28 protein-coding genes, 1 tRNA gene and 1 pseudogene are annotated in these 23,681 nt (G+C 65.8%); 15 read left to right on the top strand and 15 right to left on the bottom strand.

Translation table 11 applies throughout. The features are described 5' to 3' along the window. The first annotated feature begins 18 nt into the window (after positions 1-18). From eno to ACWF99_RS17970, 4 genes are read left to right on the top strand one after another with little or no spacing between them, the layout of a single operon-like run. Positions 19-1,305, top strand: a complete 1,287-nt coding sequence (eno, locus tag ACWF99_RS17985; RefSeq protein WP_067451558.1) for a phosphopyruvate hydratase — start codon at positions 19-21, stop codon at positions 1,303-1,305. Positions 1,306-1,328: 23 nt separating this feature from the next. After that, complete coding sequence (locus tag ACWF99_RS17980; protein WP_378636108.1) at positions 1,329-1,904, top strand: FtsB family cell division protein; 576 nt, start codon at positions 1,329-1,331, stop codon at positions 1,902-1,904. Then, positions 1,901-2,416, top strand: a complete 516-nt coding sequence (locus ACWF99_RS17975) for a DUF501 domain-containing protein (RefSeq protein ID WP_378636110.1) — start codon at positions 1,901-1,903, stop codon at positions 2,414-2,416. The genes ACWF99_RS17980 and ACWF99_RS17975 overlap by 4 nt, the downstream gene beginning before the upstream one ends. Before the next feature lie 45 nt (positions 2,417-2,461). Next, entirely contained in the window at positions 2,462-3,421 is a 960-nt protein-coding gene (locus ACWF99_RS17970; protein ID WP_452536874.1) for a Ppx/GppA phosphatase family protein, read from the top strand. A gap of 57 nt (positions 3,422-3,478) precedes the next feature. Here ACWF99_RS17970 and ACWF99_RS17965 read toward each other — a convergent pair whose 3' ends face one another. Together ACWF99_RS17965 and ACWF99_RS17960 are read right to left on the bottom strand one after the other, a co-directional pair. Further along, positions 3,479-4,489, bottom strand: a complete 1,011-nt coding sequence (locus ACWF99_RS17965) for a hypothetical protein (RefSeq protein WP_452536872.1) — start codon at positions 4,487-4,489, stop codon at positions 3,479-3,481. A gap of 60 nt (positions 4,490-4,549) precedes the next feature. After that, positions 4,550-4,816 carry a YdeI/OmpD-associated family protein gene (locus ACWF99_RS17960; protein WP_452536870.1) on the bottom strand — a complete coding sequence of 89 codons (267 nt, stop codon included), beginning with the start codon at positions 4,814-4,816 and terminating at the stop codon, positions 4,550-4,552. Between the two features lie 95 nt (positions 4,817-4,911). Between ACWF99_RS17960 and ACWF99_RS17955 the strand changes: the two genes are divergently transcribed. From ACWF99_RS17955 to ACWF99_RS17945, 3 genes are read left to right on the top strand one after another with little or no spacing between them, the layout of a single operon-like run. Further along, the gene (locus tag ACWF99_RS17955; protein ID WP_378636119.1) at positions 4,912-6,153 is read left to right on the top strand and encodes a cytochrome P450; all 1,242 of its coding nucleotides are present in this window, start codon (positions 4,912-4,914) and stop codon (positions 6,151-6,153) included. A gap of 31 nt (positions 6,154-6,184) precedes the next feature. Continuing rightward, a complete protein-coding gene (locus tag ACWF99_RS17950) occupies positions 6,185-6,763 on the top strand; it encodes a TetR/AcrR family transcriptional regulator (protein WP_452536867.1) in 579 nt (192 codons plus the stop codon). 52 nt (positions 6,764-6,815) lie between these two features. Next, positions 6,816-8,042, top strand: a complete 1,227-nt coding sequence (locus ACWF99_RS17945; RefSeq protein ID WP_452536865.1) for an acyl-CoA dehydrogenase family protein — start codon at positions 6,816-6,818, stop codon at positions 8,040-8,042. Between the two features lie 112 nt (positions 8,043-8,154). On the opposite strand, the gene ACWF99_RS17940 is transcribed toward ACWF99_RS17945, so the two are convergent. Further along, positions 8,155-8,775 carry a hypothetical protein gene (locus ACWF99_RS17940; protein WP_452536863.1) on the bottom strand — a complete coding sequence of 207 codons (621 nt, stop codon included), beginning with the start codon at positions 8,773-8,775 and terminating at the stop codon, positions 8,155-8,157. Then, positions 8,772-9,329, bottom strand: coding sequence for a hypothetical protein (locus tag ACWF99_RS17935; RefSeq protein WP_452536861.1), 558 nt, complete (start codon positions 9,327-9,329; stop codon positions 8,772-8,774). The genes ACWF99_RS17940 and ACWF99_RS17935 overlap by 4 nt, the downstream gene beginning before the upstream one ends. A 60-nt stretch (positions 9,330-9,389) precedes the next feature. On the opposite strand from ACWF99_RS17935, the gene ACWF99_RS17930 reads away from it, so the two are divergent. Then, positions 9,390-9,521: a hypothetical protein gene (locus ACWF99_RS17930; RefSeq protein WP_378636129.1), complete on the top strand. Its 132-nt coding sequence runs from the start codon at positions 9,390-9,392 to the stop codon at positions 9,519-9,521. A 189-nt stretch (positions 9,522-9,710) separates the two neighbouring features. Next, positions 9,711-10,160 (top strand): cupin domain-containing protein, encoded by a 450-nt coding sequence (locus ACWF99_RS17925; RefSeq protein ID WP_452536859.1) that lies wholly within the window; start codon positions 9,711-9,713, stop codon positions 10,158-10,160. 27 nt (positions 10,161-10,187) lie between these two features. Here ACWF99_RS17925 and ACWF99_RS17920 read toward each other — a convergent pair whose 3' ends face one another. Both ACWF99_RS17920 and ACWF99_RS17915 read right to left on the bottom strand, forming a co-directional pair. Beyond that, positions 10,188-11,432 (bottom strand): hypothetical protein, encoded by a 1,245-nt coding sequence (locus ACWF99_RS17920; RefSeq protein WP_452536857.1) that lies wholly within the window; start codon positions 11,430-11,432, stop codon positions 10,188-10,190. 177 nt (positions 11,433-11,609) lie between these two features. Beyond that, positions 11,610-12,158 (bottom strand): carboxymuconolactone decarboxylase family protein, encoded by a 549-nt coding sequence (locus tag ACWF99_RS17915; protein ID WP_452536855.1) that lies wholly within the window; start codon positions 12,156-12,158, stop codon positions 11,610-11,612. A gap of 569 nt (positions 12,159-12,727) precedes the next feature. On the opposite strand from ACWF99_RS17915, the gene ACWF99_RS17910 reads away from it, so the two are divergent. The 4 genes from ACWF99_RS17910 to ACWF99_RS17895 are packed head-to-tail and all read left to right on the top strand — an operon-like array spanning position 12,728 to position 15,285. Continuing rightward, on the top strand, positions 12,728-13,027 hold the full coding sequence (locus ACWF99_RS17910; RefSeq protein WP_378636139.1) for a WXG100 family type VII secretion target: 300 nt from the start codon (positions 12,728-12,730) through the stop codon (positions 13,025-13,027). Beyond that, positions 13,027-13,329 carry a WXG100 family type VII secretion target gene (locus ACWF99_RS17905; RefSeq protein WP_378660654.1) on the top strand — a complete coding sequence of 101 codons (303 nt, stop codon included), beginning with the start codon at positions 13,027-13,029 and terminating at the stop codon, positions 13,327-13,329. Before ACWF99_RS17910 ends, ACWF99_RS17905 begins: the two co-directional genes overlap by 1 nt. A gap of 5 nt (positions 13,330-13,334) precedes the next feature. Beyond that, positions 13,335-14,795, top strand: coding sequence for a deaminase domain-containing protein (locus ACWF99_RS17900; RefSeq protein ID WP_452536852.1), 1,461 nt, complete (start codon positions 13,335-13,337; stop codon positions 14,793-14,795). Continuing rightward, positions 14,785-15,285 (top strand): SMI1/KNR4 family protein, encoded by a 501-nt coding sequence (locus tag ACWF99_RS17895; protein WP_452536850.1) that lies wholly within the window; start codon positions 14,785-14,787, stop codon positions 15,283-15,285. The genes ACWF99_RS17900 and ACWF99_RS17895 overlap by 11 nt, the downstream gene beginning before the upstream one ends. Positions 15,286-15,488: 203 nt before the next feature. Here the strand turns inward: ACWF99_RS17895 and ACWF99_RS17890 are convergent. From ACWF99_RS17890 to ACWF99_RS17870, 5 genes and pseudogenes are all read right to left on the bottom strand, one after another. Beyond that, positions 15,489-15,587, bottom strand: a pseudogene (locus ACWF99_RS17890) (hypothetical protein); the annotation flags it as partial. 396 nt (positions 15,588-15,983) lie between these two features. Continuing rightward, entirely contained in the window at positions 15,984-16,358 is a 375-nt protein-coding gene (locus tag ACWF99_RS17885; protein ID WP_452536848.1) for a hypothetical protein, read from the bottom strand. Positions 16,359-17,087: 729 nt separating this feature from the next. Continuing rightward, positions 17,088-17,161: transfer RNA gene (locus ACWF99_RS17880), tRNA-Leu, on the bottom strand. A 116-nt stretch (positions 17,162-17,277) separates the two neighbouring features. Next, complete coding sequence (locus ACWF99_RS17875) at positions 17,278-18,789, bottom strand: APC family permease (protein WP_378636168.1); 1,512 nt, start codon at positions 18,787-18,789, stop codon at positions 17,278-17,280. A 51-nt stretch (positions 18,790-18,840) separates the two neighbouring features. Further along, positions 18,841-20,328: a peptide MFS transporter gene (locus ACWF99_RS17870; protein ID WP_452536846.1), complete on the bottom strand. Its 1,488-nt coding sequence runs from the start codon at positions 20,326-20,328 to the stop codon at positions 18,841-18,843. 163 nt (positions 20,329-20,491) lie between these two features. On the opposite strand from ACWF99_RS17870, the gene ACWF99_RS17865 reads away from it, so the two are divergent. Next, entirely contained in the window at positions 20,492-20,938 is a 447-nt protein-coding gene (locus ACWF99_RS17865) for an SRPBCC family protein (RefSeq protein WP_378660664.1), read from the top strand. Positions 20,939-21,125: 187 nt separating this feature from the next. Next, positions 21,126-21,923, top strand: a complete 798-nt coding sequence (locus tag ACWF99_RS17860; protein ID WP_452536843.1) for an MHYT domain-containing protein — start codon at positions 21,126-21,128, stop codon at positions 21,921-21,923. Positions 21,924-21,959: 36 nt separating this feature from the next. Here the strand turns inward: ACWF99_RS17860 and ACWF99_RS17855 are convergent, their stop codons facing one another. From ACWF99_RS17855 to ACWF99_RS17840, 4 genes are all read right to left on the bottom strand, one after another. Then, the gene (locus tag ACWF99_RS17855; protein ID WP_378660670.1) at positions 21,960-22,172 is read right to left on the bottom strand and encodes a hypothetical protein; all 213 of its coding nucleotides are present in this window, start codon (positions 22,170-22,172) and stop codon (positions 21,960-21,962) included. A gap of 35 nt (positions 22,173-22,207) precedes the next feature. Then, positions 22,208-22,363 carry a DUF6131 family protein gene (locus ACWF99_RS17850; protein WP_378636181.1) on the bottom strand — a complete coding sequence of 52 codons (156 nt, stop codon included), beginning with the start codon at positions 22,361-22,363 and terminating at the stop codon, positions 22,208-22,210. A 158-nt stretch (positions 22,364-22,521) separates the two neighbouring features. Continuing rightward, positions 22,522-22,797 (bottom strand): hypothetical protein, encoded by a 276-nt coding sequence (locus ACWF99_RS17845; RefSeq protein WP_378636183.1) that lies wholly within the window; start codon positions 22,795-22,797, stop codon positions 22,522-22,524. Between the two features lie 85 nt (positions 22,798-22,882). Continuing rightward, complete coding sequence (locus ACWF99_RS17840; RefSeq protein ID WP_378993109.1) at positions 22,883-23,614, bottom strand: GntR family transcriptional regulator; 732 nt, start codon at positions 23,612-23,614, stop codon at positions 22,883-22,885. Between the last annotated feature and the right edge of the window lie 67 nt (positions 23,615-23,681).

Below are 23,681 nucleotides of genomic sequence, written 5' to 3'. Positions count from 1 at the left end.
TCGTAAGGAGCAGTTTTCGTGGCCATTATCGAACAGGTCGGAGCTCGCGAGATTCTGGATTCGCGCGGCAATCCCACCGTCGAGGTCGAGATCGCCCTCGACGACGGCACCCTGACCAGGGCAGACGTACCTTCCGGTGCGTCCACCGGCGAGCACGAGGCCGTCGAGCTGCGTGACGGCGGCGACCGCTACGGCGGCAAGGGTGTGACCAAGGCCGTCGAGGGTGTTCTCGACGAGATCGCGCCCGCCATCATCGGCCTCGACGCCGTGGAGCAGCGCACCGTCGACCAGGTCCTGCTGGATCTGGACGGCACCCCCGACAAGTCCCGCCTCGGCGCCAACGCCCTGCTCGGTGTGTCGCTGGCCGTGGCCCGCGGTGCCGCCGAGTCGTCGGGTCTCGAGCTCTTCCGCTACCTGGGCGGCCCGAACGCCCACGTGCTGCCGGTCCCGATGATGAACATCCTCAACGGTGGCGCGCACGCCGACACCGGCGTGGACGTGCAGGAATTCATGGTCGCCCCGATCGGCGCGCCCACCTTCCGCGAGGCGCTGCGCTGGGGCACCGAGGTGTACCACTCGCTCAAGGCCGTGCTGAAGGAGAAGGGCCTGTCCACCGGTCTCGGTGACGAGGGCGGCTTCGCCCCCGACGTCGCGGGCACCGTGGAGGCGCTCGACCTGATCAGCATCGCCATCGAGCGCGCGGGCTACAAGCTCGGCACCGATGTGGCGCTGGCGCTCGACGTGGCCGCCACCGAGTTCCACACCGAGGGCGAGGGTTACAAGTTCGAGGGCAAGGTCCGCACCGCCGCCGAGATGGGCGATTTCTACGCTGACCTGCTCACCAAGTACCCGCTGGTCTCCATCGAGGACCCGCTGTCGGAAGACGACTGGGACGGCTGGGTCGCACTGACCGACGCCATCGGCGACAAGGTGCAGCTGGTCGGCGACGACCTGTTCGTCACCAACCCCGAGCGCCTCGAAGAGGGCATCGCCAAGGGCGCGGCCAACGCGCTGCTGGTGAAGGTCAACCAGATCGGCACGCTGACCGAGACCCTCGACGCTGTCGAGCTGGCGCACCGCAACGGTTACAAGACCATGATGTCGCACCGTTCGGGCGAGACCGAGGACACCACCATCGCCGACCTCGCGGTCGCCGTGGGCTCGGGCCAGATCAAGACCGGTGCCCCCGCGCGTTCCGAGCGGGTCGCCAAGTACAACCAGCTGCTGCGCATCGAGGACGCCCTCGGTGATTCGGCACGCTACGCGGGTGACGTGGCCTTCCCGCGTTTCACCGGCGAATTCTGAAAGCAGTACAGGGGCGGTAGCGAATGACCGAGCGACGTGCGCGTGGAACCAGTCCTGGTGGACGAGGCGACAGGCGCACGTCGCGGGCCGCGCGCTCCCGCCCCCGTCTCGACACGCCGAGCCGCCCCACCGCGGCCAAACGTCCCACCCGCCGCCGCCCGGATTCGGCCACCTCGCGCAAGCCCAGCGGCAAGCTCGAGCGCAGCGAACACACCATCCTCGGTCTCTCGACCGGGAAAGCGGTGATCCTGGCGGCGGTGCTGTGCGGCCTCGCGCTGACCTTGGCCGTGCCGACGCGCACCTACTTCAGTCAGCGCGCCGAGGCAGTGGCTCTGGCCAAACAGCGGACCGAACTCGAAGCCGACCTGGCGGGCTTGCGCGATCGTCGTGCGCAACAGCAGGATCCGGCCTACATCCGCTCCGAGGCGCGTGATCGCCTGCGCTTGGTGATGCCCGGCGAAACCCCCTACATCGTGCAGATTCCCGGCATCGAAGCACCAGCGCCGCCGCCGATGAGCACCCGCACCGCGGCGCCCGACCCCTGGTACACCGACCTGTGGCGCAGCATCTCCGAACCAGCCCCGGAAGGACCACGGTGACGACACCGAACGCCGACGACCTCGAGATCATCGCGAAGCAGTTGGGCCGCGAGCCTCGCGGTGTGCTCGAAGTCGCCTACCGCACCCCCGACGGCCTGCCCGCCGTGGTGAAGACCGCGCCCCGCCTGCCCGACGGCACCCCGTTCCCCACGCTCTACTATCTGACCGATCCCCGGCTCACCGCCGAGGCGAGCAGGCAGGAGTCGGCCGGCGTGATGCGCGAGATGACCGAACGCCTCGCCACCGACCCCGAACTGGCCGCCGCCTACCGTCGCGCGCACGAGAGCTACCTGGCCGAACGTAACGAGATCGAGTCCCTCGGCACCGATTTCACCGGTGGCGGCATGCCCGACCGGGTGAAGTGCCTGCACGTGCTGATCGCGCACTCCCTCGCCAAGGGGCCCGGTCTGAACCCCTTCGGTGACGAGGCCGTCGCGCTGGCCGCCGCCGCGGGCTTCCGTGGGACCGCGATCCCCGCCGACTGGCCCGCCGCACCTGACGAACAGGCATAATCGCGGGCAGTGCCCGTACGTGGGTCGAGACCTCTGGAGGACACCATGAGTGAGCGCATCGCCGCAGTCGACTGCGGCACCAACTCGATCCGCCTGCTGATCGCCGAGGTCGGGGCCGACGGCGGCCTCGCCGACGTGCATCGGGAGATGCGCATCGTGCGGCTCGGTCAGGGTGTGGACGCCACCGGACGGCTCGCGCCCGAAGCCATCGAACGCACCCGCCTCGCCCTGGCCGATTACGTGGATGTGATGGTGGCGCAGGGTGTTTCGCGCGTCCGCATGGTCGCCACCTCCGCCACCCGCGATGCCGCCAACCGCGACGACTTCTTCTCGATGACCCGCACCGAACTCGGTCGCGTCGTGCCGGACGCGGTCGCCGAGGTGATCACCGGCGACGAGGAAGCGCGGCTGTCCTTCGCCGGTGCCGTCGGTGAATTGTCCGCTGACGCGGGACCTTTCGTCGTGGTCGACCTCGGCGGCGGCTCGACCGAACTGGTCGTCGGCGACGAGAACGGTGTCCAGGCCGCCTATTCCGCGGATATCGGCTGCGTCCGCATCACCGAGCGCTGCCTGGCGGGCAACCCGCCGACCGCCGACCAGGTCGCTGCCGCACGAGCATTCGCCCAGCAGAAGCTCGACGAGGCCTTCGCGAAGGTCCCTGTCGACAAGGTGCACACCTGGGTCGGGGTGGCGGGCACGATGACCACGATCACCGCCGTCGCCCTCGATCTGCCCGAATACGACTCCGCGCGGGTGCATCTCACCCGCCTGAGCCTCGCCGAGGTGCACCAGGTCTGCGACCGCCTGATCGGCATGAACCACGACGAACGCGCCGCCCTCGGCCCGATGCATCCCGGCCGCGTCGATGTGATCGGCGGCGGCGCGGTGATCACCGAAGTGCTGGCCGACGAATTGTCGAGCCGCGCGGGAGTTTCCGAACTGGTCGTCAGCGAACACGACATCCTCGACGGTATCGCCATGTCGATCCTCGACGCACCCGCCTGACTCCCCGACGAGCGGGAATCGGCACCGGTTCGGCCCGGCGGGTGGGCGCGAACCGGGTCAGGTGTCCGAGGCTGCGAGCGTCTCGGCTTCGGCCCGGAGTTCGGCCGCCTCGACGGTCCGCTCCAATGCTGTCAATCCGGCGATCTGGGTGGTCAGCGTGGTAACGAGCGACGCCTTCAAGCCCTGCCCGAGCAACTGAACCGCGACCGCCCGCTGTTTCGTCGCGGTTGTCGCCCGGGGCCGGGTGGCTTTCGCGACCAGCGCCGGAAACCGCTTGTCGAAGCGGCGCACGAGCTGACGACGCAGGTCGATCTCTTCGGCCCGTAGCTCGACGGCTTCGCGCTTACGGCGGAGTTCGTCGAGGTAGAACGCCTCCTCGTAGAGCGACTGCGCCAAGTCGAGCATCTTCGCGTGCCTCAGCGGGCCGCTGACCATCTCGCGGCGTGCCGCCGACGATTCCGCCGCGTGCATCAAGGCCAGGTCGGTGTGGGCGCTGATCCAGTATCGGCGCGCCATCCTGGCGTGGTATTCACCGAGCTTGCCGTTGATCCCGTGCCCGCCGATCGCGAAGGGCGGTGGCCGGAGCCCGAGTGTAGGCCCCGAGGCATACATCGACGACCGATCGATACGCGGCGTCTGCTCCGGATGCGCCGATGCGAGCTCCTGTTCGACGTGCCGCAGCGCGGTGCCGTGGGCGAGCAGCCAGCCGTCGGCCACTTCGGAGGCGACCGCGAGATAGGTCACCGCGCCGAGGAACAGCGCCCCGGCCGCGGCGACCGGCCAGGTCCACCCCGAGGGCGACAACTTCCACACCGATATCGCCACCGCGTCCGCCACGGCGACCGACACGAAGAACCATCCGGCGAAGCGGGTTCCGCGAGCGGACAGGGTGGCCAGTGCCATCCACACGATGCCCCGGCCGACACCCGTGAACCCGATGCCGGGTATCACCAGGACTATCAGCCAGGCTTCCTCGCCGGTCCACAACCACAGTGGCCCCGCGATCGACCAGGCGAGTAGTGCCCAGATGAACGCGGCTCCCCAGCTACCGAAATCCTCCCCATCCATGCCGCGATGTTCGCAGGTGCCGCCGACAGAAAGCTTGACGGATTCTTGGAATCTCCCGGTTCAGCTCCCGGTGCGCTCGCGATGCTTGCATCCGGGCCAGCAGCACGGCCGCCGCTGACCTTCCTCGAGTTCCTCCTGGGTGCGCCGAATCCGCCGTGCGCGGGTCGCGTCCTGCTTGGCGTCCTCGACCCAGCAGATGAACTCGTTGCGGGCCAGCGGCGTGATGTCCTGCCAGGCACCCAGCGCCACCGGGTTGCCGAGCAGCGCCGCACGCAGATCGGCAGGCAACTCGTGCACAACGCCCCCGGATACTTGTCGACTGCTCATCGGTCCACGGTAGCGCGCAAGCGTTCGACCTGCGGGTATCGCGCACTTCATCAGCGATGCTAGACAAAGTAGCCTATATGTCTCACTATGGAGTCATGAGTACAACGACGTCTCATTCGGTGCGGTTCGAACTTCGCTCCGGAGACACTTGGCGCGATCCCTGGTCCATGTATTCCGCACTGCGCGAACATGATCCGGTCCATCGGGTGATCCCCGACGGTCTGGAATCCAACGACTTCTACGTGCTGTCGCGGCACCCCGACGTGTGGGCGGCCGCCCGCGACCCCGAGACCTTCTCCTCGGCATCGGGCCTGACCGTCGACTACATCGACCTGGTGGCCGCCGGGTTCGGTGGCGTCAAGCCGTTCGTCTTCATGGACCCGCCCGAGCACACCGACTTCCGTCGCAGGGTGGCGCCGGGATTTACCCCACGCCAGGTGAATTCGGTCGAGCCCGCCGTGCGCCGATTCGTCGTCGAGCGCATCGAGCGACTGCGCGCGGAGGGCGGCGGCGATATCGTCGAAAAGCTGTTCAAACCGCTGCCCACCATGGTGGTCGCGCATTACCTCGGCGTGCCGGAACACGATCACGGCAAGTTCGACGAGTGGACCGAGAACATCGTCGGCGGTGCGGTAGCGGGCGCCGGGCTGGCCGCGGGCGACCAGAACGCCTTCACCGCCGTCGGTGAACTGGTCGGCTACTTCACCGAACTGATCGCCCGCCGCCGCGTGGAACCGGGCGACGACACCATTTCGCACCTGCTGGCCTCCGGCCTCGGCGCCGACGGCGACAACGACGGCCTGATCGCGATTCTCGGCTTCGCGTTCACGATGATCACCGGCGGCAACGACACCACCACCGGCAATCTGGGGGGCGCGGTCCAGCTGCTCACCGCGAATCCCGACCAGCGCAGGCTGCTCGCCGAAGACCCCTCCCTGATTCCGGACTCCATCGAGGAGTTCCTCCGGATGACCTCCCCGGTGCAGGGTCTGGCCCGCACCACCACCCGTGATGTCGAACTGCACGACACCACCATCCCGGCCGGTCGTCGCGTGCTGCTGCTCTACGGCTCCGCCAACCGCGACGAGCGCGAGTTCGGCGCCACCGCAGCCGAACTCGACGTTCGCCGCAATCCCAAGCGCATTCTCACCTTCAGTCACGGCCACCACCACTGCCTCGGCGCGGCCGCCGCCCGCATGCAGGCGCGCGTGGCGCTCGAGGAACTCCTCTCGCGGTGCCCGAATTTCACCGTCGACCTCGATGCGGTGCAATGGTCGCAGGGCAATTACGTGCGCTGGCCCGTCTCGGTGCCGTTCCGTGCGCAGGATTCGGCATGAACCGGCCGGAGGCAGTGGGAGGGGAAACAGTATGAGCGGTGACTGGCTGGCCGCCGATCGGGCGGACCTGGCTGCCGAACGCATCATCGACGCGGCCGCCGAACTGTTCGCCGAACACGGGGTGGCCGCGGTCGGCATGGCCGAGATCGCCAAGGCCGCCGGATGCTCCCGCGCCACCCTGTATCGCTACTTCGACAATCGGCACGCGGTGCGGCTCGCCTTCGTGCACCGCGAGACCCGCCGCATCGTCGCCCAGCTCGACGAGCGGTTCCGCGACATCACCGACCCGGGAGAACGCATCGTCGCCGCGATGCTCGGCGCGGTCGAGGAAGTTCGCGCCAACCCCCTGCTCATCGCCTGGTTCCGCCCCGCCGACTCGGGCACGGCGGGGCGGATCAGCCAGGACTCCGACGTCATCGAGTCCCTGGCCGCGACCATCTTCGCCCCCACGGACCTGACCGACCCGGAGCGAAGCCGCCTGGCCCGCTGGCTCACCCGCGTCATCGTCTCCCTGCTGTCGGCTCCCGGTCGCGACGCTGCCGACGAACGCGCCATGCTCGAGGAGTTCGTCGCCCCGGTCGTCACCCGCACCTTCGCCTCACTGAATTAGAACGTGTTCTATATTCGAGGGAAAGTTCCGGCGATCCCTCGGGAGTCCAGATATGTACCAGTGGTCAGACGAAGACCTGATGTTCCGCGACGCTGTGCGCGGCTTCATCGCCAAGGAGGTCACCCCGCACGTCGACCAGCTGGAGAGTGGTGCGCTGCCGCCGTTCGACATCATCCGCAAGCTGTACGCCACCTTCGGGCTCGACGAGATGGCGCGTGACGGCCTCGAGAAGGTGCTCGCCCGCGAAGAGGCGGGTACCACCGGCTCGGGCAAACCGGGCGGCGGTTTCAGCGGCGCGGGCAGCATGGGTGTGGTCCTCAACAGTGAGCTCGCCGGCGTGAGCCTGGGTCTGGTGGCCTCCATGGGTGTGAGCCTCGGTCTCGCCGTGGGCACCATCCGCAGCCGCGGCACCCTCGCGCAGAAGAAGCGCTGGCTGCCCGAGCTGGTCACCATGGCGAAGGTCGGCGCCTGGGCCATCACCGAACCCGATTCGGGCTCGGACGCGTTCGGCGGCATGAAGTCCTACGTCCGCCGCGACGGCGAGGACTACATCCTCAACGGCCGCAAGACGTTCATCACCAACGGTCCGCACGCCGACGTCACCATCGTCTACGCCAAGCTGGACGAAGAGGACGGCACCGACCGCCGCGACCGCAAGGTGCTGACATTCGTGCTGGACAAGGGCATGCCCGGCTTCGTGCAGAGTCCCGCGTTCAAGAAGATGGGCATGAACTCCTCGCCCACCGGCGAACTGTTCTTCGAGAACGTCCGCATCACCCCCGACCGGCTGCTCGGCGAAACCGAGAACCCGGCCAAGGGCGACGGAAAAGACAGTGCCAAGGAATCTTTCGCGGCCGAACGCATCGGCATCGCCTCCCTCGCGCTGGGCATCATCAACGAATGTCACCGCCTGTGCGTGGAATACGCCAAGTCCCGCACGCTGTGGGGCAAGCAGATCGCGCAGTTCCAGCTCATCCAGCTGAAACTGGCCGAGATGGAGATCGCGCGAATCAATGTGCAGAACATGGTGTTCAACGCCATCGAGCGCACCGCCGCGGGCGACAAGGTGACCCTCGCCGAGGCCTCGGCGATGAAGCTCTACTCCTCCCGCGCCGCCACCGAGGTCGCGATGGAGGCCGTGCAGCTGTTCGGCGGCAACGGGTACATGGCCGAATACAAGGTCGAACAGCTGGCCCGTGACGCCAAGTCGCTGATGATCTACGCGGGCAGCAACGAAATCCAGGTCACCCACATCGCCAAGGGCCTGATCAGCGGGTAAACGCCCGAATCGCGCAGACCCGCACATCTGATCTCACCTTGAACACGGCAGAACCGTACGAGCGAGGCTGTGTGTCGTGCTCGTACGGTTCAGCGGTTGCCGACGAAAGAGATCAGGCGGTGGGGGTGAGGAGTTGGTTGAAGAACGAGCGGTAGCTGCGCAGCGCGCGCCGCAACGACTCGGTGTCCGGGCTCTCCGACCACCGGTCCGCGATGATCCCCTTGCGCGCGGCGTAGGTGCTGGTGAGCTCGTGGATCAGTTCGGTGACCAGCTCGTCGGCCTTGAAGACGGCATCATGGGGATCGTCGACGAAGGTGCCCTGCAGATCGCGCCAGCGTCCGCGCAGCTGTTCCAGAGACTTCTCGTCGAACAGCGGGACGACGTCGTCCTCCGCGTCGGTGGCCGGGCTCTGCTGCTGGACGACCGGCTCGGGCTCGGTGCCGCCCGCGGCGACGATGTCGGACTCGTCGGCGGTGTCGATGCGCCGGTGACCTGTGCGCGTCTCGTCCGCGGTATCCGCGCCTCTGCCCGCGATGAAGGTCGTATCGGAACTGCCGTCCACGGTGGAGGAGGTCTTGGGATCGCGTCGGGAATCGGGTTCGATGACCTCGGCGTCGATCACGTGGTGCTCGCCGCGCTTCTCGGCCGCGACGCGGTCGTGCTCGCCGAGGTTGTCGCGCTCGATATCGTCGGTGCGCGAATCGGTTTCGGCTCGGTCGTATTCGGTGCTCATGACACGGTGTCCTTCTTGTGCGTGGTGTGGCCGTTCGTCAGATCGAGGAACAGGGCGCGATAGTGCACGAGGGCGGTCCGAAGGTCCTCGGTGCTCGCCTTGCCCTTCGCGTGCTCGACCGCGATGCCGTGAGCGTCGCGATAGTGCCCGAGCGTCGAGGCGTGCTCGACGGAGAGGTCTGCGACCTGCTGGTCGAAACCTTCTGTGGGGTAGCCACGTTCGGCCATGACAGTCGTCACGAGCCGGTCGGCCTCGCCGACGGCGTCGGCGGGCTCGTCGACGAAGCGCTCCTGCACGCTCGCCCAGTCCTTGGTGAACTCCTTCTTGCGTTCGGGCGTCAGTTCACGCAGGTCGAGCGAGTTGTGTCTGCGCTCTCGCTCCGCCAGTTCGCGTTCGGCGGCGCGGCGATCCTCGGTCTGCTCGACGGCCCGGTCGTACTCGGGCCCGAAACGGTCGCGTAGACGCTTCCGGCGTAGGTATGGCGGCACCAGAAGAGCCGCACCTACGAGTACGACCACGATGACGATGGCAACTACCAGGATTCCGGAAGACACGGGTTTCTCCTTCTACGAGCCTCTTGCCCCGGTAGTGCCTCGAAAATCACTTCTCAAACAGTGGGCCCGCTCGCTCTCCGGGCCCGGCCCGCCGGTACCGGCGCCGAACGCGCCTGGCACTACCGCGACGGCAAGGTTCTCGCGGTGATCACCGCGAGCCAGGTGACCCGCTACGAGATGGACTGCCCCTAACGGCACATCGGGCACCCAGGCGGACGGTTACGGATCTAGCCGTTCGTGCGCTCGAAAGGTCCGCAGAGATCGCGGACGAGCGCGGGATCGGTGTAGATCTGCGCAGTGTGTGCCGTGCGGCACGAGGGAGCGAGGTTGCGGGTTTGTTTCCGGCTATTCGAGCAGGTAGTGGGCTCGTATACTGCGAAGATGCGAGTCCATCGGAATGCTTATGCCGGCGCCGTGGTGATCGCCGCCGCGGTCGTCGCGCTAGCGCCGTCGGCTTCGGGTACGCCGCCGTCCGGGGTGAGCGTCGAACCGCTGAGCCAGGTCGATGTCAGTGCGTTCAGTCCGTTCGCCTCGTTGCCGAGCAAGTTCACCTTCCGGCGGATCACCATCGAGCCCGGGGGGACGCTCGGGTGGCATTATCACGACGGGAATGTTCTCGCTGTGGTCACCGCGGGGCAGGTGACCCGATATGAGTCGGACTGCGTGGGGACGACGTACTCCGCCGGTCAGGGCTTGTCCGAGACTGTCGGACCGGATCACGTCCATGTCGGCCGTAATCTCGGCAGCGAGCCGGCGGTGCTGTACGTCGCGTATGTCAACCGTGCGAATGAACCGCTGTTCGTGGACGCCCCTGCCCCGGACTGCCCGTAGCCGCTTTTCGCACGTAGCTCGATTCGATCAGGTGCCGAGGCAGGCTTCGGCGCCGCCTGCGGCGAAGGTGTCGGTGCTGCAATAGGTGGTACTCGGGTAATACGGGCCCATCGTGTCGGCCGGGTCGCCCCCTGAGTCCTGGGACGCCTGGATCGAATTCGGATAGAACTCGGCGCTCGGGGTCATGTTCCGCAGGAACAGCACTTTGTCCACATCGGTGCTGCCCCAAGGGATTACAGTCACGCTCGGGTCGGGGTTCGCAGGCACGTCCGCGGGTGCGGCAACCACATAGGTGTAGTAGCCGGACGCGTCGATCGCGGTCTGGAAGTCGGCCGCGCAGGCGACAACGGGGTAGGGCGAGCGCAGGTCGTTCTGGCACATCGACCAATACCGCACCTGCTGGTTCGGATCGGTAGGCGATTGTCCCGCACGGGTATTCGGGTAAGTCGGCGCCTTGCCTCGCACCACGAGCAGACGTCCGGGCTGATAGCTGATCCGTGTCCCGATGTATTTGTTGTCGCCGTTCGGGAAGAGCCCGGAGGTGCTGGCCGGGTTCCGGAATGTCGCCTCCGGGGTGTTGCCGGGGAACGCGCCCGAGGCCGCCCCGGCGATCGCCCGGTCGAAGGCGGCCTTGGCGACGTCGGCGACCGGGCCGGTGTAGGTGGCTGGATCGAAGGGCTGCGCGCAGGGCTGGGCAGGCACGTCGGCGCCCGCGATCGAGAGCTTCACATCGGGCAGCGGGACGCCGCCACTGAGCGAGGCCGGGTCGGTCGGAACATAGACACGGACGATGACGAAGCCGATCGGTGTGCTCTGCCCACTCGCGACAGCCTGGATCTCGTTGCGGCTGTGGTCGGCCGGCCCGTTGACCAGCGTGGCGTGCCAGCGCCGCTGCGCGGCGGGCAGCGATGCGGCGGCGGCGTCGACGAACGGATTGGCGCTGCCCGGATCGGCGACGATCTGGTCGTCGCGCAAGGTGTCCACGGTGTCGAGGTCGGTCCCGTAGGTGTTCAACGAGAAATACCGGGCGGCCGGATAGGTACCGGACAACTCGATCGAGTCACCCGGTCCCAGCGCGTAGGGCATCAGCCAATACGTCGAATTCGCATCGGGGAAAGCCACATTCAGCACGGTGCTGTTGGACATGAACCGCCATGCGCACAGCGCCGAGTCCGGCGGATCCGCGGAGGCGGGCGCGGCGAACCCCACCGCGGCCAGCAGCGTTGCCACCACATAACCGACGCGAACGATCAAAGCCCCAACCGAATGCATACGATCCCCTCGCTGCGCTCGAACCGGCGAACTGTCGAAGAATCCCGCGCGTCCACGTCACCGTGGTCGGCTCGCGATCAACGTAGTGCACTGCATGGCAGCGAACACCCACGGGCTACTCGTTTCCCCACCTCACGCCATATCCAGGCGGGACCGTCGACGTCTGGAGCGCGCCGTTTACGGGGCTCGCCGTGGTTCCGGCATCGCGCACGCCAGCCCGTCGGCCATCCCGGTCGGCTGCACACCGAGACCTTGATTGAGCCTGGCCCGCTGGTTCTCCCACGCGATGCTCGCCGCCAACTCGGCCAGCTGTGCCTTCGACAGATGGGTGAGCAGAGTTTCGCGCAATTCATCGATATCGACCGCCGGTGTCACCGTCATCGCCTCCGCGAACGCGATCACCAGCTTCTCCAGCTCGGTGTAGGCATCACTGGTCCGATACCGAGGCAGATCGACGAGCTGCTGCTCGGTCAGCCCCGCCGTATGCGCCAGCGCCGACCCGATATCGAGACAGAACTGACAGGCCACCAGCCCCGCCGTCTTGAGCTCGGCCAGCTCTTTGAGCCGAGGATCCAGCTTGTTGCTGAACAGCAACGCCGTCTCATACCCCATGGTCGCCGCCGCGATCTGCGGCCGCCGCCCGAGCCACCCCACCAGATCCCCCCGATGACGCCGAGCCTGCCCCAGCACCTTGATGTATCCCCGAATCCGCGTGACCACCCGCATCGATAACACCCCTTCGTGCCGACGATTCCCTGCCCATGAACCTACGCCGGGACCCCACCGAACCCCAGGGTGATCCGCCTCGCTTTCAGGCGGGGGAGAGGGGCGCAACGCCCACCGGAAGACGCCGCGACCCAGCGCCATGGGTCATGCTGAGTGCCCCCACAGGGACTCGAAACCTGACCGTTCGGGGGTTTTCGGTGTTCACATTCGATCCCACCAGATCACGGCGGTCGGTCTACCTGCGGCGATGGCAAGGCGTGCTGCACGTTCAGTCCCGGATGATCACGGGCACCTGCGGGCCCACGGTGCAGACCCTCGACGCGAGACGATGCACAGCTATTTCGGGTTGACAAGTCCGCTGTACCTCATCGGCCGACGCAACAGAATTCGCTGCGGGACCGCCAGATATGGGTTCTGCGGCCAGATCGGCGCACGAGGGATGCGCCGGTGCGGCCAACGCTCGACAGATTGTTGCGGTTCCAACCCTGCCGTGGATAGCCTGGGCCCCGTTGTCTTGATGAGGGGGTCGCGTGTCAAGTGAGAATGATACGCCTACAACAGTTTTCGCGATGGTTCCAGTAGAAGTGACCGACGCGGGTAACTACGTCCAGCAAGTCGCCGAGTCGATGATCAACGGACTCAGTTCGCTCGACCGCGAGGTATCTGGCGTCCTCAGCAACTGGACAGGATCGGCGGCAGACGCCTTCGGGGAAGGCTGGACTGAAACCAAGAAGGGTGCCGCCGACGTGTTGAACGCCCTCAACATCATGGGCGAACTCTTGGGTGACGCGAGCAAAGCCATTGTCAGCCAGGACATCTCCAATTCTAATGCCCTAAGCTCGCTCGATCTACCAGAACTGAACCTGTGATGGTCGACCACTCCCGCGACTTCGCCTTCGACATCGACGAGCTAGACCAGCTCATCAGCCGCGCCGATGGATTCATCGGATTCCTCACCGAGAGCCTCGATGGCATCAACCACCGAATCGCCACCATCCAACAAACCTGGCACGGAGCTGCTGCCACCGCTCAAGAGGACGCCTACCGAGAATGGGCAACTGGGGCTGCAGCGGTGGTTGACGGGCTCACCCAGATGTACAACGCCGCCGTCACTGCCCGCGACGCCTACAGCCAAGCATCAGACATCAACTTGAGAATGAGCGGCGGCTAAACTTTGTGGCCTCGATCTCCCCGCAGTCCTATGAGACCGCAGCCAAGGCCTGCTACGACCTATCGGAGAAATTCCAAACCGTCTACAACTCACTGCAAACCGTTATTTTAGACACCCCCGCGATGGCCGGGGGATATAGAGCAGTCCAGCCGTGGTCGAAGGCCTACGATATCCGCGCCGCCGCAGTGGCCACGGTCTCGACCAACTTCGCGCGCGCCCTGCGAAAATATGCCGACATACTGACCGCGTCCAACTACAACTGGACGCTCGGGGAATACATCGCCAACATCGACCCCAACAAAGGCGACCCCCCAACGTTGCCCACCGGCTTCCCCACGGAACTACCCTACGGCCCGGGCATAGCTGCTGGTGTCGCCTCATCGGGAACTTACAGTAACGGACTGCAAACAGACTGGACCGAACTACAAGACAAAGTCACCACGCTTGTCTCTGGCGGCCAAGTCCCTGACGGCGACACCGAAAACCTCGAGCGCGCGGCAACCGCATGGAAGACCTTCGGCAATTCAGACCCGCTTGAATACGGTGTGGCACAACTACTCACGGTCGCCTCCGGGCTGGAGCGCGGCTTCGGATCTCAGGTCCCAAGAGACATTCCGAACCACGCAACCAACCTTCGCACGCTCGCTCACAGCCTCCGCGACATCCGTACCGCGGCCGGCGATATCGCAGCGGCGATCGAGGCCCACAAGGTTGCTCTGACGACGATGCGCGCGGACATCAACACCCAGTTCGCGATGGTCGTGGTCGTCACCGCCATCTCGATTGGGCGTTCGACGGTAACCGTCAAAGAGCCACCAACAAAAACAAAAACACCAAGCAAGCAACAATCATCCGACCCCAACGGAAACAAAGTCGAGATCGATATCGACTTCCTCAACGATGCCGCCGGGGCCATCGCCGGACCTGCCAACACCTTCCTCGCTACACTCGGCGGCCTCACCTTCACCACAGCAGAGCTGACCAACGGCCAGCTGCTGACCATCGTCGCACTGCCAATACTGATCACTGAAAGGCAGGGCGTAGCGCTCACGGACCAAGGACAATCTCCAGTCAATGGAGCAGAGGAAGCCAAAAAGGTTCGCGAACGCCTGGCTGCAAGCGGAGAAACGATAAAGAAAACTCGTAATGTCGCCGTGGCGCGGGGCGAGATTAACGGACAGCAAATCAGCCTGGACGCGGTCAGTGGCGACGACTCTCCAACGGGCACGGTGCAAAAACCGGAGAACCCGATCCTGAAGCCAGAGTCCGACGATAAGCTAACGGTCCGGCCTACGGACTCCGAGTTTAAAATTCTTGATAGCTTAGCGCAACAGCTTGAGCCTGGCGCAACGGGGACAATCGACTTATATACTGAGCGTGAACCTTGCGATGCTTGCCAGGGTGTGGTAGAAGAATTCATGAAGAAATACCCTGGAGTGCAGGTGAAGGTTACCTATGGTGGATGACGGTAGTGACCACGACATAGAGATGTTCAGTCATGAGTTGATTGAGTCCGGATTTGCAACGAGCGACACGATAATAGGGTGTGACTCGGCGGAGATCGCACAGGTTTATTCCATTGCCCCCGAAGGCTTCCCCATCCCTGATGAGTATCGGGCCTTTCTTGAAAAGATGGGAAAGAAGGCTGGCACCCTCTTTAGAGGAACTGACCTATTCTTTCCGCGAATGCTCGATGCGGTAGAGGCGGCCGAAGATGTCTCTGGCAAGGGGTTAACGTTGGATGGCCGCTTTTTCTTCGGTCATCATCAAGGTTATAAAGTGTATTTCTTCAAGCGTGGATCCGGTGCAGTCTATGGCTACCAGGAGGGTACTTCCGAGGAGGAAAAGCTTGCAGATGGGTTCATCGAATTCCTTCGGGATTCCTGGCGTATCCAGCAGAGGATTCGCGAATCTACGGAAGCTATGCGTAGGGAGAGGCTTGGACGTATGGAATAGAATGCTCGTCGAGTAGGGGGCCCGGCGAGGATCTTGGTGAACCCCGACAGTAGGCGGCCGAGGCCGACGTTGGCGAGGTTGCCGCGGTCCAGGACTCGGCCGCAGCGGTGGTTGGTTTTGCGGACCGGGTCGGCACCGTTGGCGCGAACATGGTCGTGGAGGCTGTCGCCGTAGGGCGGGGAGGTGATCACCAGATCCACCTGACCCCGCAACTCGTGCGGGACCAGCTCGCCCAGCTTGCGGGCATCACCGGAGTAGACGGCCGCATCGAGTCCGATACCCGCTTCCCGGGCGAGTCCGATGTTGGTGCGTGCCAGCTCCGCCCACCGGGTCTCGTATTCGACACCGACCGCGCGGCGGCCCAGGTGCAGCGACTCGACGAGGGTGGTGCCGATTCCGCCGCATCGGATCCAGGACGAGATCGCCGGGGCGGGTGTAGGTGTTCACGGCGTGGGCCACGATGGCCGGGAACATCTTGGCCGGATGCTTGACGCTGTCGGGGTGGTAGCGGCCCCGCCGTTGCGCGGTCGGGGCGTGCTGGGTGGTTGCCCACACCGACATCGGCACATCGACGGCGGCCTGTGCGGTGGTTGCGGTATCGGTGTCTGCAGGGGTGGTGGCGGGGTGCGCAGTCATCGAGTTGTCCTTCGCGGAATCGGTATGTCGGGCAGCAAGGTTGGCGCAGAGGTCAGCCGTGTTCAGGCAGCAGGAACACAGATGTCGGTATGAGCGACGAGGTGGCGTGGCAGGCCCGGCACGGTCGGGTCGGCGGGCGTGGGCGCGGTGACGGTGTCGCCGGTGACCGGGGCGGCGACGATGTGTTGGAGGTACAGCAGATCGGCGGACTGGGCGGCGAGGATGATCGAACCGGCCGGGTCGAGCAGAACGCCCTCGGTGCTGTGGCGGCAGCGGCTGAGCACCACCAGCACGCCGCCCATCGCCATCGCCTCGGTCGCGAGCGCGGTGATGTACTCGGCAGCGCGCACCGGATCGGCAAGGTCGCCCAGCAGACTCGCGATCACGAGATCGACGGACTCAGCACTGTCGGGGGGCATCGGTGCTGTCGCGGTCAAGGTCCCGAATCTGCGCGAGGGCTGCTGTCGTGTCCGGCGTGGGTACGCGCAGGTTGCCTCGGGTGGTGGGGCCGGCTAGTCGATCAACAGCACTGTCGAACCGGGCGCGGAGAACTCACCGACGGCGCGGGCAACGATCGCTTCGGGCCAGCGGTCGTTCGGATCGAGTTGATCGGGCCCCAAGGACCGAATCCACAGTCCTGAGCCGCGATCATTTTCGGTGAAACTGTTGCTATACAACCAGGTTGGAAAAGGCCGCTCTCGTCGATCTCGCCGTGGGCAGAGGCCATGGTGGCGTAGTCGGCAAGTCGGCTCGCCCAGGTCGGCCAGAACCCGACGGTCATCGGCAGCCCATTCGCTCAACACCGGCACCAGGTCTTCGTCGGCGCATAGCGGGATGTCTTGGTGCGTCCGGCCACCACAGCGGAGAGCCACAGCGTCCATCCGTCCGGGGGCGTCATCGGCCTGGCAGGTTCGTTCCGTGGCCATGATGTTTACCTGACCATCGCGAGTCGACACGAGTCGGTTTTGGCCCGAACTCACGTGAGAGGAGCTGGGTGGGCATGTTTCGGAACTGGGGGATCTACTCGCTGCGGCGGTCCCGCATGACGATGGCTGGGCTTGGCAGGCAACAGGAAGTTTCGGCGCGAATTCTTGGTGTTTTTTTGGGAATCGCCCATATTTTGCACGTCCCCAGACCCACCAACCGGGCCTGACCTGGCATTTGAGTGCCCCCACAGGGACTCGAACCCTGACTGTGCGGATTTTAAGTCCGCTGCCTCTGCCAATTGGGCTATAGGGGCGTCCCGGATAGCGTAGCGAATCGTACGGGTGTACCGGAATCCTGTTGGTCGACAAGGTCGGCCCGGCGTGTCGGAACAGACCACGCCGGGACCGATCATGTCATCGAAGGGGCTGGTCAGTCGTCACTCGCGGCCTTTTTACCGAGGACCGAGTGGCGGCGGCCGTAGGCGAAGTAGACGGCGAAGCCGATGGCCATCCAGATCACGAAGCGCAGCCAGGTTTCCACCGAGAGGTTCACCATCAGCCACAGGCAGGCCGCGACGGCCAGGATGGGGATGAGGGGGACCAGGGGGACACGGAAGCCGCGGGGCAGGTCGGGGCGGGTGCGGCGCAGGACGATGACGCCCACCGAGACCAGGACGAAGGCGAACAGCGTGCCGATGTTCACCATTTCTTCCAGCGTGCCGAAGTCGACGAAACCGGCCAGCACGCAGCAGATCACGCCGACGATGGCGGTGAGCCGCACCGGCGTGCCGCGCTTGCCGGTGTGGGCCAGCCCGCGGGGCAGCAGACCGTCGCGCGACATCGCGAACAGCACGCGGGTCTGCCCGAGGAACAGCACCATCACCACGGTGGTGAGGCCGGCCAGGGCGCCGATCGAGATGACGTTCTTGGCCCAGTCCACGCCGTGGATCTGGAATGCCGTTGCCAGCGTGGCGTTCTCACCGGACAGCTCGGTGTAGGGCACCATGCCGGTGAGCACCAGCGTCACCGCCACGTAGAGCACGGTGACGATCAGCAGCGAACCGAGAATGCCGCGCGGCACCGCCTTCTGCGGGTTCTTGGTCTCCTCGGCGGCGGTCGCCACCACGTCGAAACCGATGAACGCGAAGAACACGATGCTGGCCGCGGCGAGCAGGCCGTACCAGCCGAAGTTGGTGTCACCCGCGCCGGTGATGAACTGGAACAGCGTCTGGTGCAGTCCGCTGGCGCTTTCCTCGGCGGGCTGCGACGGCGGGATGTACGGGCTCAGGTTGGACGCCTTGAAATAGGTGATACCGAGCACGAGCACCAGCGCGATGACGGCGAGTTTGATCGCCACCGCGACGGCCGACACCCGTGAGGACACCTTGGTGCCGACGGCGAGCAGCACGCCGAGCACGGCGAGCAGTAACACCGCGCCCCAGTCGAAGGTGATCGACCCCAATTGCACAGTGGCGGAATCGAATCCGAATACCGTGCCGAGATATTGCGACCAGCCCTTCGCGACCACCGACGCGGCGAGCGCGAATTCCAAGATCAGGTCCCAGCCGATGATCCACGCCACCAATTCACCGAAAGTGGCATAGGAATAGGTATAGGCGCTACCGGCCACCGGCACGGTCGACGCGAATTCCGCATAACAGACCGCGGTGAGCCCACACGCGATCGCCGCGAAAACGAATGCCAGCGACACCGACGGCCCGGCCACATTGCCCGCGGTGCGCGCGGTCAGTGTGAAGATGCCCGCGCCGACGACGACGGCGACACCGAAGACCGTGAGATCCCAGGCCGTCAGATCTTTGCGGAGTTTGGAATCGGGATCGTCGGTGTCGAGAATCGACTGCTCGACGGATTTGGTGCGGAACAACCCGCTCCCTCGGCCGGGCGATCGGCCCACGTCTGGAGCGTCTTGCGGTGTCGGCACGGTATTTCTCCTTCTTCTCACGAACGTAATCGGGGATTACCCGTAACCAGGTCAGTGCACGCCCTGCATGCGGCGCTTGATCCAGGGCGCGCACGCGACGACGACGAGACCGGCCACGATGGCCGCGGCACCGCTGAACCCGAAGTAGGCGGTTTCGCTCTCGGGGCTGTAGAAGCGGGCCAGCGTGCCCGCCATCGACGTGCCGATACCGACGGAGAAGAAGTACAGGGCCATCATCTGCGAGCGGAACGCGGCGGGCGCGAGATGCGTGGTGACCGCGAGACCGATCGGCGAGAGCAGCAATTCCGAGACCGCGAAGCCGCCCAGGATCGCGAAGACCGCGAGCACCGGCACGGTCTTACCGTCGAACCCGCTGAGCAGCGCGAACAACCAGAACGCGATGCCCATCCCGATGACGCCGAGCGCGAACTTGATCGGCGTGCTCGGCGCGCGATTGCCGAGCTTGGTCCACATCAGCGCGAACAGCGGCGAGAGCACGATGATCCACACCGGCTCGACCGAACCGATCCAGCTGGCCGGCGCCTCCCAGCCGAAGATCCGCCAGTCGACGCGCTCGTCGGAATACACCGCGAGCATGGTGAACATCTGCTGGAACAGCGACCAGAACACCGCGTTGGCGATGAACAGCGGGATGAACGCGACCACCCTCGTTCGTTCGACCTGGGTCACCTTGGCGCTGCGCAGCATCACCGCGAAGTAGATGACCGAGGCGACCACGATGACGCCGGTGGTGACGTCGGACAGATTCTCGAGGGTGATCAGCTTCGTCAGCACGGCGACCAGCACCACGACCGCGGCGACGGCGACACCGATCAGCACCGGGGTCAGTTCGCGGCGGGTGATGGGATTGGGCACTTCGCGCCCGTGGGTGCCGAGATTGCGGCGGAAGATCACGTACTGGGCCAGGCCGAGCGCCATGCCGATGGCCGCCGCGCCGAAGGCGACGTGGAAACCCCACTCGCGCTGCAACAGGCCGGTCAGCAGCGGGCCGCAGAACGCGCCGATATTGATGCCCAGATAGAACAGCGTGAACCCGCCGTCGACTCGCGCGTCCGTCGGCGCGTAGAGCGTGCCGAGCAACGACGACGCGTTCGCCTTCAACCCGCCACTGCCCAGCGCGACCAGCACCAGACCCACGCCGACACCGGTGAGCCCGGGCAGCACCGCCAGCGCGAGATGCCCGGCCACGACCACGACACCGCCGTAGAAGACCGTTCGCTCCATCCCCAGCACCCGGTCGGCAATCCAGCCGCCGAGCACGGTGGACAGGTATACCAAGCCGCCGTACGCGCCGACGATGCCGAGCGCGGTGCTCTGCGCGATCCCGAGGCCGCCCTCGGTGGTGGAGTAGTAGAGGTAGTAGCCCAGGATGGTGAGCATGCCGTAGAAGGAGAAACGCTCCCACAGCTCGACGCCGAACAGGTTGGTCAAACCGATGGGGTGACCGAACAGGGTGCGTTCGGCCGCCGTGTCGGCGGGGCTCGGCGGGTCGCCGAGCCGTGCTTCTTCCGTGGACATAAGGGAACGATCCCACGTCGAAACGGCGGACAGCAATTTTCCCGCATCGTCGCGGGTTCGGCGTGCCGTGCCCGCCGGGCCGGTGCGAACACGTCCGGCGGCGGACCCCGACACCAATTAGGCTGTGGTGACCGGACTCCCGCGACGGACGAGGAAATCAGACGTGCTGACAGCCCAGGTGACCGTGCCCGTGCGGCCGGAGCGGGCGTTCGCGACCCTGGCCGACGGCTGGCTCTACGCGAGCTGGGTGGTCGGCGCCTCGCACATCGGTAAGGTCGACCCCGGCTGGCCCGCCATCGGCAGCCGCATCCACTACCGATTCGGGCTGTGGCCGGTGCTGATCAGCGATACGACGGTGGTGCGGGCGATCGACCCGCCGCACCGGCTGGAGCTGGAGGCGCGGCTGTGGTCGGTCGGCTCGGCATGGATCACGCTCACGCTCGTCGAACAATCCCCGGGGCACACCACGATCCGGATGGTCGAACGCGCCGCCCGCGGACCCGCGCAGTTGATCCCCGGCCTGGCGCAAGATCTGCTCTTCTCGGCACGCAACCAGGAATCCCTGGATCGGCTGGCCGCTTTGATCCGTGCGCGTTCGCAGAATGAATGACTCGCAGGAATTCCGACCGGTTCGTATTTCTTGATAGCGAGTATTTCGCATTGCAATGGTTTCGTGGAATTCTCTGTCTCCGCGTTCTGTCTGCGCTTGTGGATTAGTCTCTAGCCCACTGTCGAAATGCGTTGGGTAGATCAGGGGAACGCGTGTGCTTCATATCGAGCACTTCAACAATGGCTGGATGAATCCGGTACTGGCCTTCGGCCTGTCGTTCATCGGTTCGGTATTGGGGCTGCGGTGCGCGGTGCACGCCAAAGCGTCGTCCGCACCGCTCGGGTGGCTCATCGCGGCGTCGGTCGCGCTGGGCGGCGCGGCCATCTGGGTCATGCACTTCACGGCCATGCTCGGGTTCGGCATCGACGGTGCGGTCATCCGCTACGACGTGCCGTTGACGCTGCTCAGCGCGGTCATCGCGATCGTGGTGGTGCTGATCGGGCTCACCGTCGTCACGGGGGGCGGCAACGAGTGGGTGACGCTGCCGATGGGTGGCGCCATCACCGGGCTCGGGGTGGCTGCCATGCACTATCTGGGGATGTGGGCGATGCGCACCCAGGCTGTCATCGAATACGAGCCGGCGCTGATGGCGTTGTCGCTCGTGGTCGCGGTGGTCGCGGCCACGGCGGCGCTGTGGTTCATGTTGCACGTGCGTGGCCTGCTGATGACGGCGGGCGCCGCGCTGGTCATGGGAATCGCGGTGTGCGGCATGCACTACACGGCGATGGCGGCGATGCGCGTGCACCATGGTGAACCGATGACCGTGGTGGACGGTGTCACGCCGGTGCAATTGCTGCTGCCGTTGATCGCGACGGTGTCGCTGGTGGTCACCGGATTGGTGATCGTGGTCGGGCTGGCCGAAGCGGAAGCCGGCGACAACCGGTCGGAATTCACACCGGTGCGACCGAGCGCGGGTGGCATGTACAGCACAGATCCGGCCACGCTCTCCGACAGCGGAAAGCACTGGCCGCGTCAGCCGGATTGACCGCCGTGGCCGAGTGTTCGGCCACGGCGGCATCCATCAGCTCGGCTGAGGTAGGTCGCAGTCATCGACCTTCGGATTGGCGCCCACATAGTTCAAGGGGCCCGCGATGATCGTCACCGCGATGGTGCCGAGGGTCGCGCAGTTCTGATCGCGTTCGGTGTAGTAGCCGCGTTGGCCCGCGGCCAGGATTCCGATCAGTAACCACACCAGCACAACGATCGAAATGATGCGTGAACTACTGCCTGCCATGACTGGTCCTCTGGTTCGACGGATTCTGCGCATGGTCAGTAGTAGTGCCGACGGCCGCCGATAACACGCCCGGTGCTACCGACCAATGCCAGGACCAGGCCGACCACGAGGAGGATGACTCCCACCGTGGTGAGGAGGGGGATGCCGAAAACGAGTCCAGCTATGAGAAGAATTGCGCCGAGAATAATCATCAGATCTCACCTTGTTCGGTGTCGGGACTGTGGAATGCCGGCGGGCACCCACAATAGCCGCATGCCCGGTTTTCCCGATTCGAAACAGGCTGTGCCCCAAGCGACCGGGGCACCGGCCGCCGTGACCGATCAGTCGGCCACGGCGGCGCGGGGACGGGTCAGCGTCCGAAGATCGGCAGCGCGGCCGAGCCCGTCGAAGGCGGCGGCGGGGCGCTGGAGCCGAGGTCGGCGTCGAACGAGCCGGTGCCGCTACCGACATCGACCGAGCCCATCGAGCTGCCGGTGGGCGGGCCGATCACGACCGAACCGGAGGGGAGCAGATCCCAGTCGGCGCTGCCGACCGCGTTGGCGGTGCCGGCGGCGCCGAGCAGGGTTCCCGCGGCGAGCGCGGCCAGCAGGCCTGCCCTGGCGGCGGTGGTTTGACGGATGGACATGGGTGATACCTCCGAGAGCTTCGCTGTGATAGCTCCCAGACGGTAACTGAAATACGCTGATTTCACACCAGATCGGCGTGGTCCGCTACGCCTGTGGCCGCTGGCCCACTTCCATCTGAACGCGGTAGCGGTCGGCGCGGTACCAGCTCTGGGTGTGCTCGATCGGCACCTCCGCGCTGAACGACACCCGGTCGAAATGCAGTACGGGAGCGCCCTTCTTGACACCGAGCAGCGCCGCGACACCGGCCTCGGCGGCCTGGGCGTCGACCGTCTGCACGGCGCGTTCGATCGGTCTGCCGTAGCGGTCTGCCGTGGTCCGGTAGATCGAGCCGGTGAGGTCGTGCGAGATCAGGCCGGGCACCAGTTCGGGGTTGAACCAGGCGTCGTCGACACTGACCGGATCGTCGTCGGCCAGGCGCAATCGGCGCACGTGATAGGCGAGCACGCCCTGCGGCAGACGCAGCGCGCGGGCGGTGGCCTCGGGCGCTATCGCCTCCTCGGCGACGAGCACCAGGGTGGTCGGATGGTGGCCGAGCGCGCGCATCTCCTCGGTGAACGAGGCCAGGTGCAGCCGCGACTGCACGGGCCGGTGCGCGACGAAAGTCCCCTTGCCGCGAACCCGGACCAGATATCCCTCGTTCACCAGCTGACCGACCGCCTCGCGCACGGTGATCCGGCTGACGCCGTAGTCCTGCATCAGATTGCGCTCGCTGGTCAGCAGGTCGCCCGGCTGCAGCTCGCGCGTGCACTTCTGCAGCAGGATCGCGCGCAGCTGTTCGTGTTTGGGCACTGCGCTGTCGCGCAGCGGTGCGGGCATCGCCAGTGGCTCCTTTTTCCTGGTAGGCCGACCGGTCCCTACTGGTCCTATCCGGTGGAAACGAGAA

Source organism: Nocardia sp. NPDC055002 (assembly GCF_053608825.1).
The sequence above is the reverse complement of the archived record's forward strand: the minus strand, read 5'-3'. Positions and strand labels throughout refer to the sequence as shown.

Bases quoted from the DNA above. Each gene is read 5' to 3' on its own strand.
- ACWF99_RS17980 (WP_378636108.1), top strand. From the start codon at position 1,329: ATGACCGAGCGACGTGCGCGTGGAACCAGTCCTGGTGGACGAGGCGAC.
- ACWF99_RS17970 (WP_452536874.1), top strand. From the start codon at position 2,462: ATGAGTGAGCGCATCGCCGCAGTCGACTGCGGCACCAACTCGATCCGC.
- ACWF99_RS17965 (WP_452536872.1), bottom strand. From the start codon at position 4,489: ATGGATGGGGAGGATTTCGGTAGCTGGGGAGCCGCGTTCATCTGGGCA.
- ACWF99_RS17960 (WP_452536870.1), bottom strand. From the start codon at position 4,816: ATGAGCAGTCGACAAGTATCCGGGGGCGTTGTGCACGAGTTGCCTGCC.
- ACWF99_RS17955 (WP_378636119.1), top strand. From the start codon at position 4,912: ATGAGTACAACGACGTCTCATTCGGTGCGGTTCGAACTTCGCTCCGGA.
- ACWF99_RS17950 (WP_452536867.1), top strand. From the start codon at position 6,185: ATGAGCGGTGACTGGCTGGCCGCCGATCGGGCGGACCTGGCTGCCGAA.
- ACWF99_RS17945 (WP_452536865.1), top strand. From the start codon at position 6,816: ATGTACCAGTGGTCAGACGAAGACCTGATGTTCCGCGACGCTGTGCGC.
- ACWF99_RS17940 (WP_452536863.1), bottom strand. From the start codon at position 8,775: ATGAGCACCGAATACGACCGAGCCGAAACCGATTCGCGCACCGACGAT.
- ACWF99_RS17925 (WP_452536859.1), top strand. From the start codon at position 9,711: ATGCGAGTCCATCGGAATGCTTATGCCGGCGCCGTGGTGATCGCCGCC.
- ACWF99_RS17920 (WP_452536857.1), bottom strand. From the start codon at position 11,432: ATGCATTCGGTTGGGGCTTTGATCGTTCGCGTCGGTTATGTGGTGGCA.
- ACWF99_RS17915 (WP_452536855.1), bottom strand. From the start codon at position 12,158: ATGCGGGTGGTCACGCGGATTCGGGGATACATCAAGGTGCTGGGGCAG.
- ACWF99_RS17910 (WP_378636139.1), top strand. From the start codon at position 12,728: ATGGTTCCAGTAGAAGTGACCGACGCGGGTAACTACGTCCAGCAAGTC.
- ACWF99_RS17905 (WP_378660654.1), top strand. From the start codon at position 13,027: ATGGTCGACCACTCCCGCGACTTCGCCTTCGACATCGACGAGCTAGAC.
- ACWF99_RS17895 (WP_452536850.1), top strand. From the start codon at position 14,785: ATGGTGGATGACGGTAGTGACCACGACATAGAGATGTTCAGTCATGAG.
- ACWF99_RS17870 (WP_452536846.1), bottom strand. From the start codon at position 20,328: ATGTCCACGGAAGAAGCACGGCTCGGCGACCCGCCGAGCCCCGCCGAC.
- ACWF99_RS17860 (WP_452536843.1), top strand. From the start codon at position 21,126: ATGAATCCGGTACTGGCCTTCGGCCTGTCGTTCATCGGTTCGGTATTG.
- ACWF99_RS17855 (WP_378660670.1), bottom strand. From the start codon at position 22,172: ATGGCAGGCAGTAGTTCACGCATCATTTCGATCGTTGTGCTGGTGTGG.
- ACWF99_RS17850 (WP_378636181.1), bottom strand. From the start codon at position 22,363: ATGATTATTCTCGGCGCAATTCTTCTCATAGCTGGACTCGTTTTCGGC.
- ACWF99_RS17845 (WP_378636183.1), bottom strand. From the start codon at position 22,797: ATGTCCATCCGTCAAACCACCGCCGCCAGGGCAGGCCTGCTGGCCGCG.
- ACWF99_RS17840 (WP_378993109.1), bottom strand. From the start codon at position 23,614: ATGCCCGCACCGCTGCGCGACAGCGCAGTGCCCAAACACGAACAGCTG.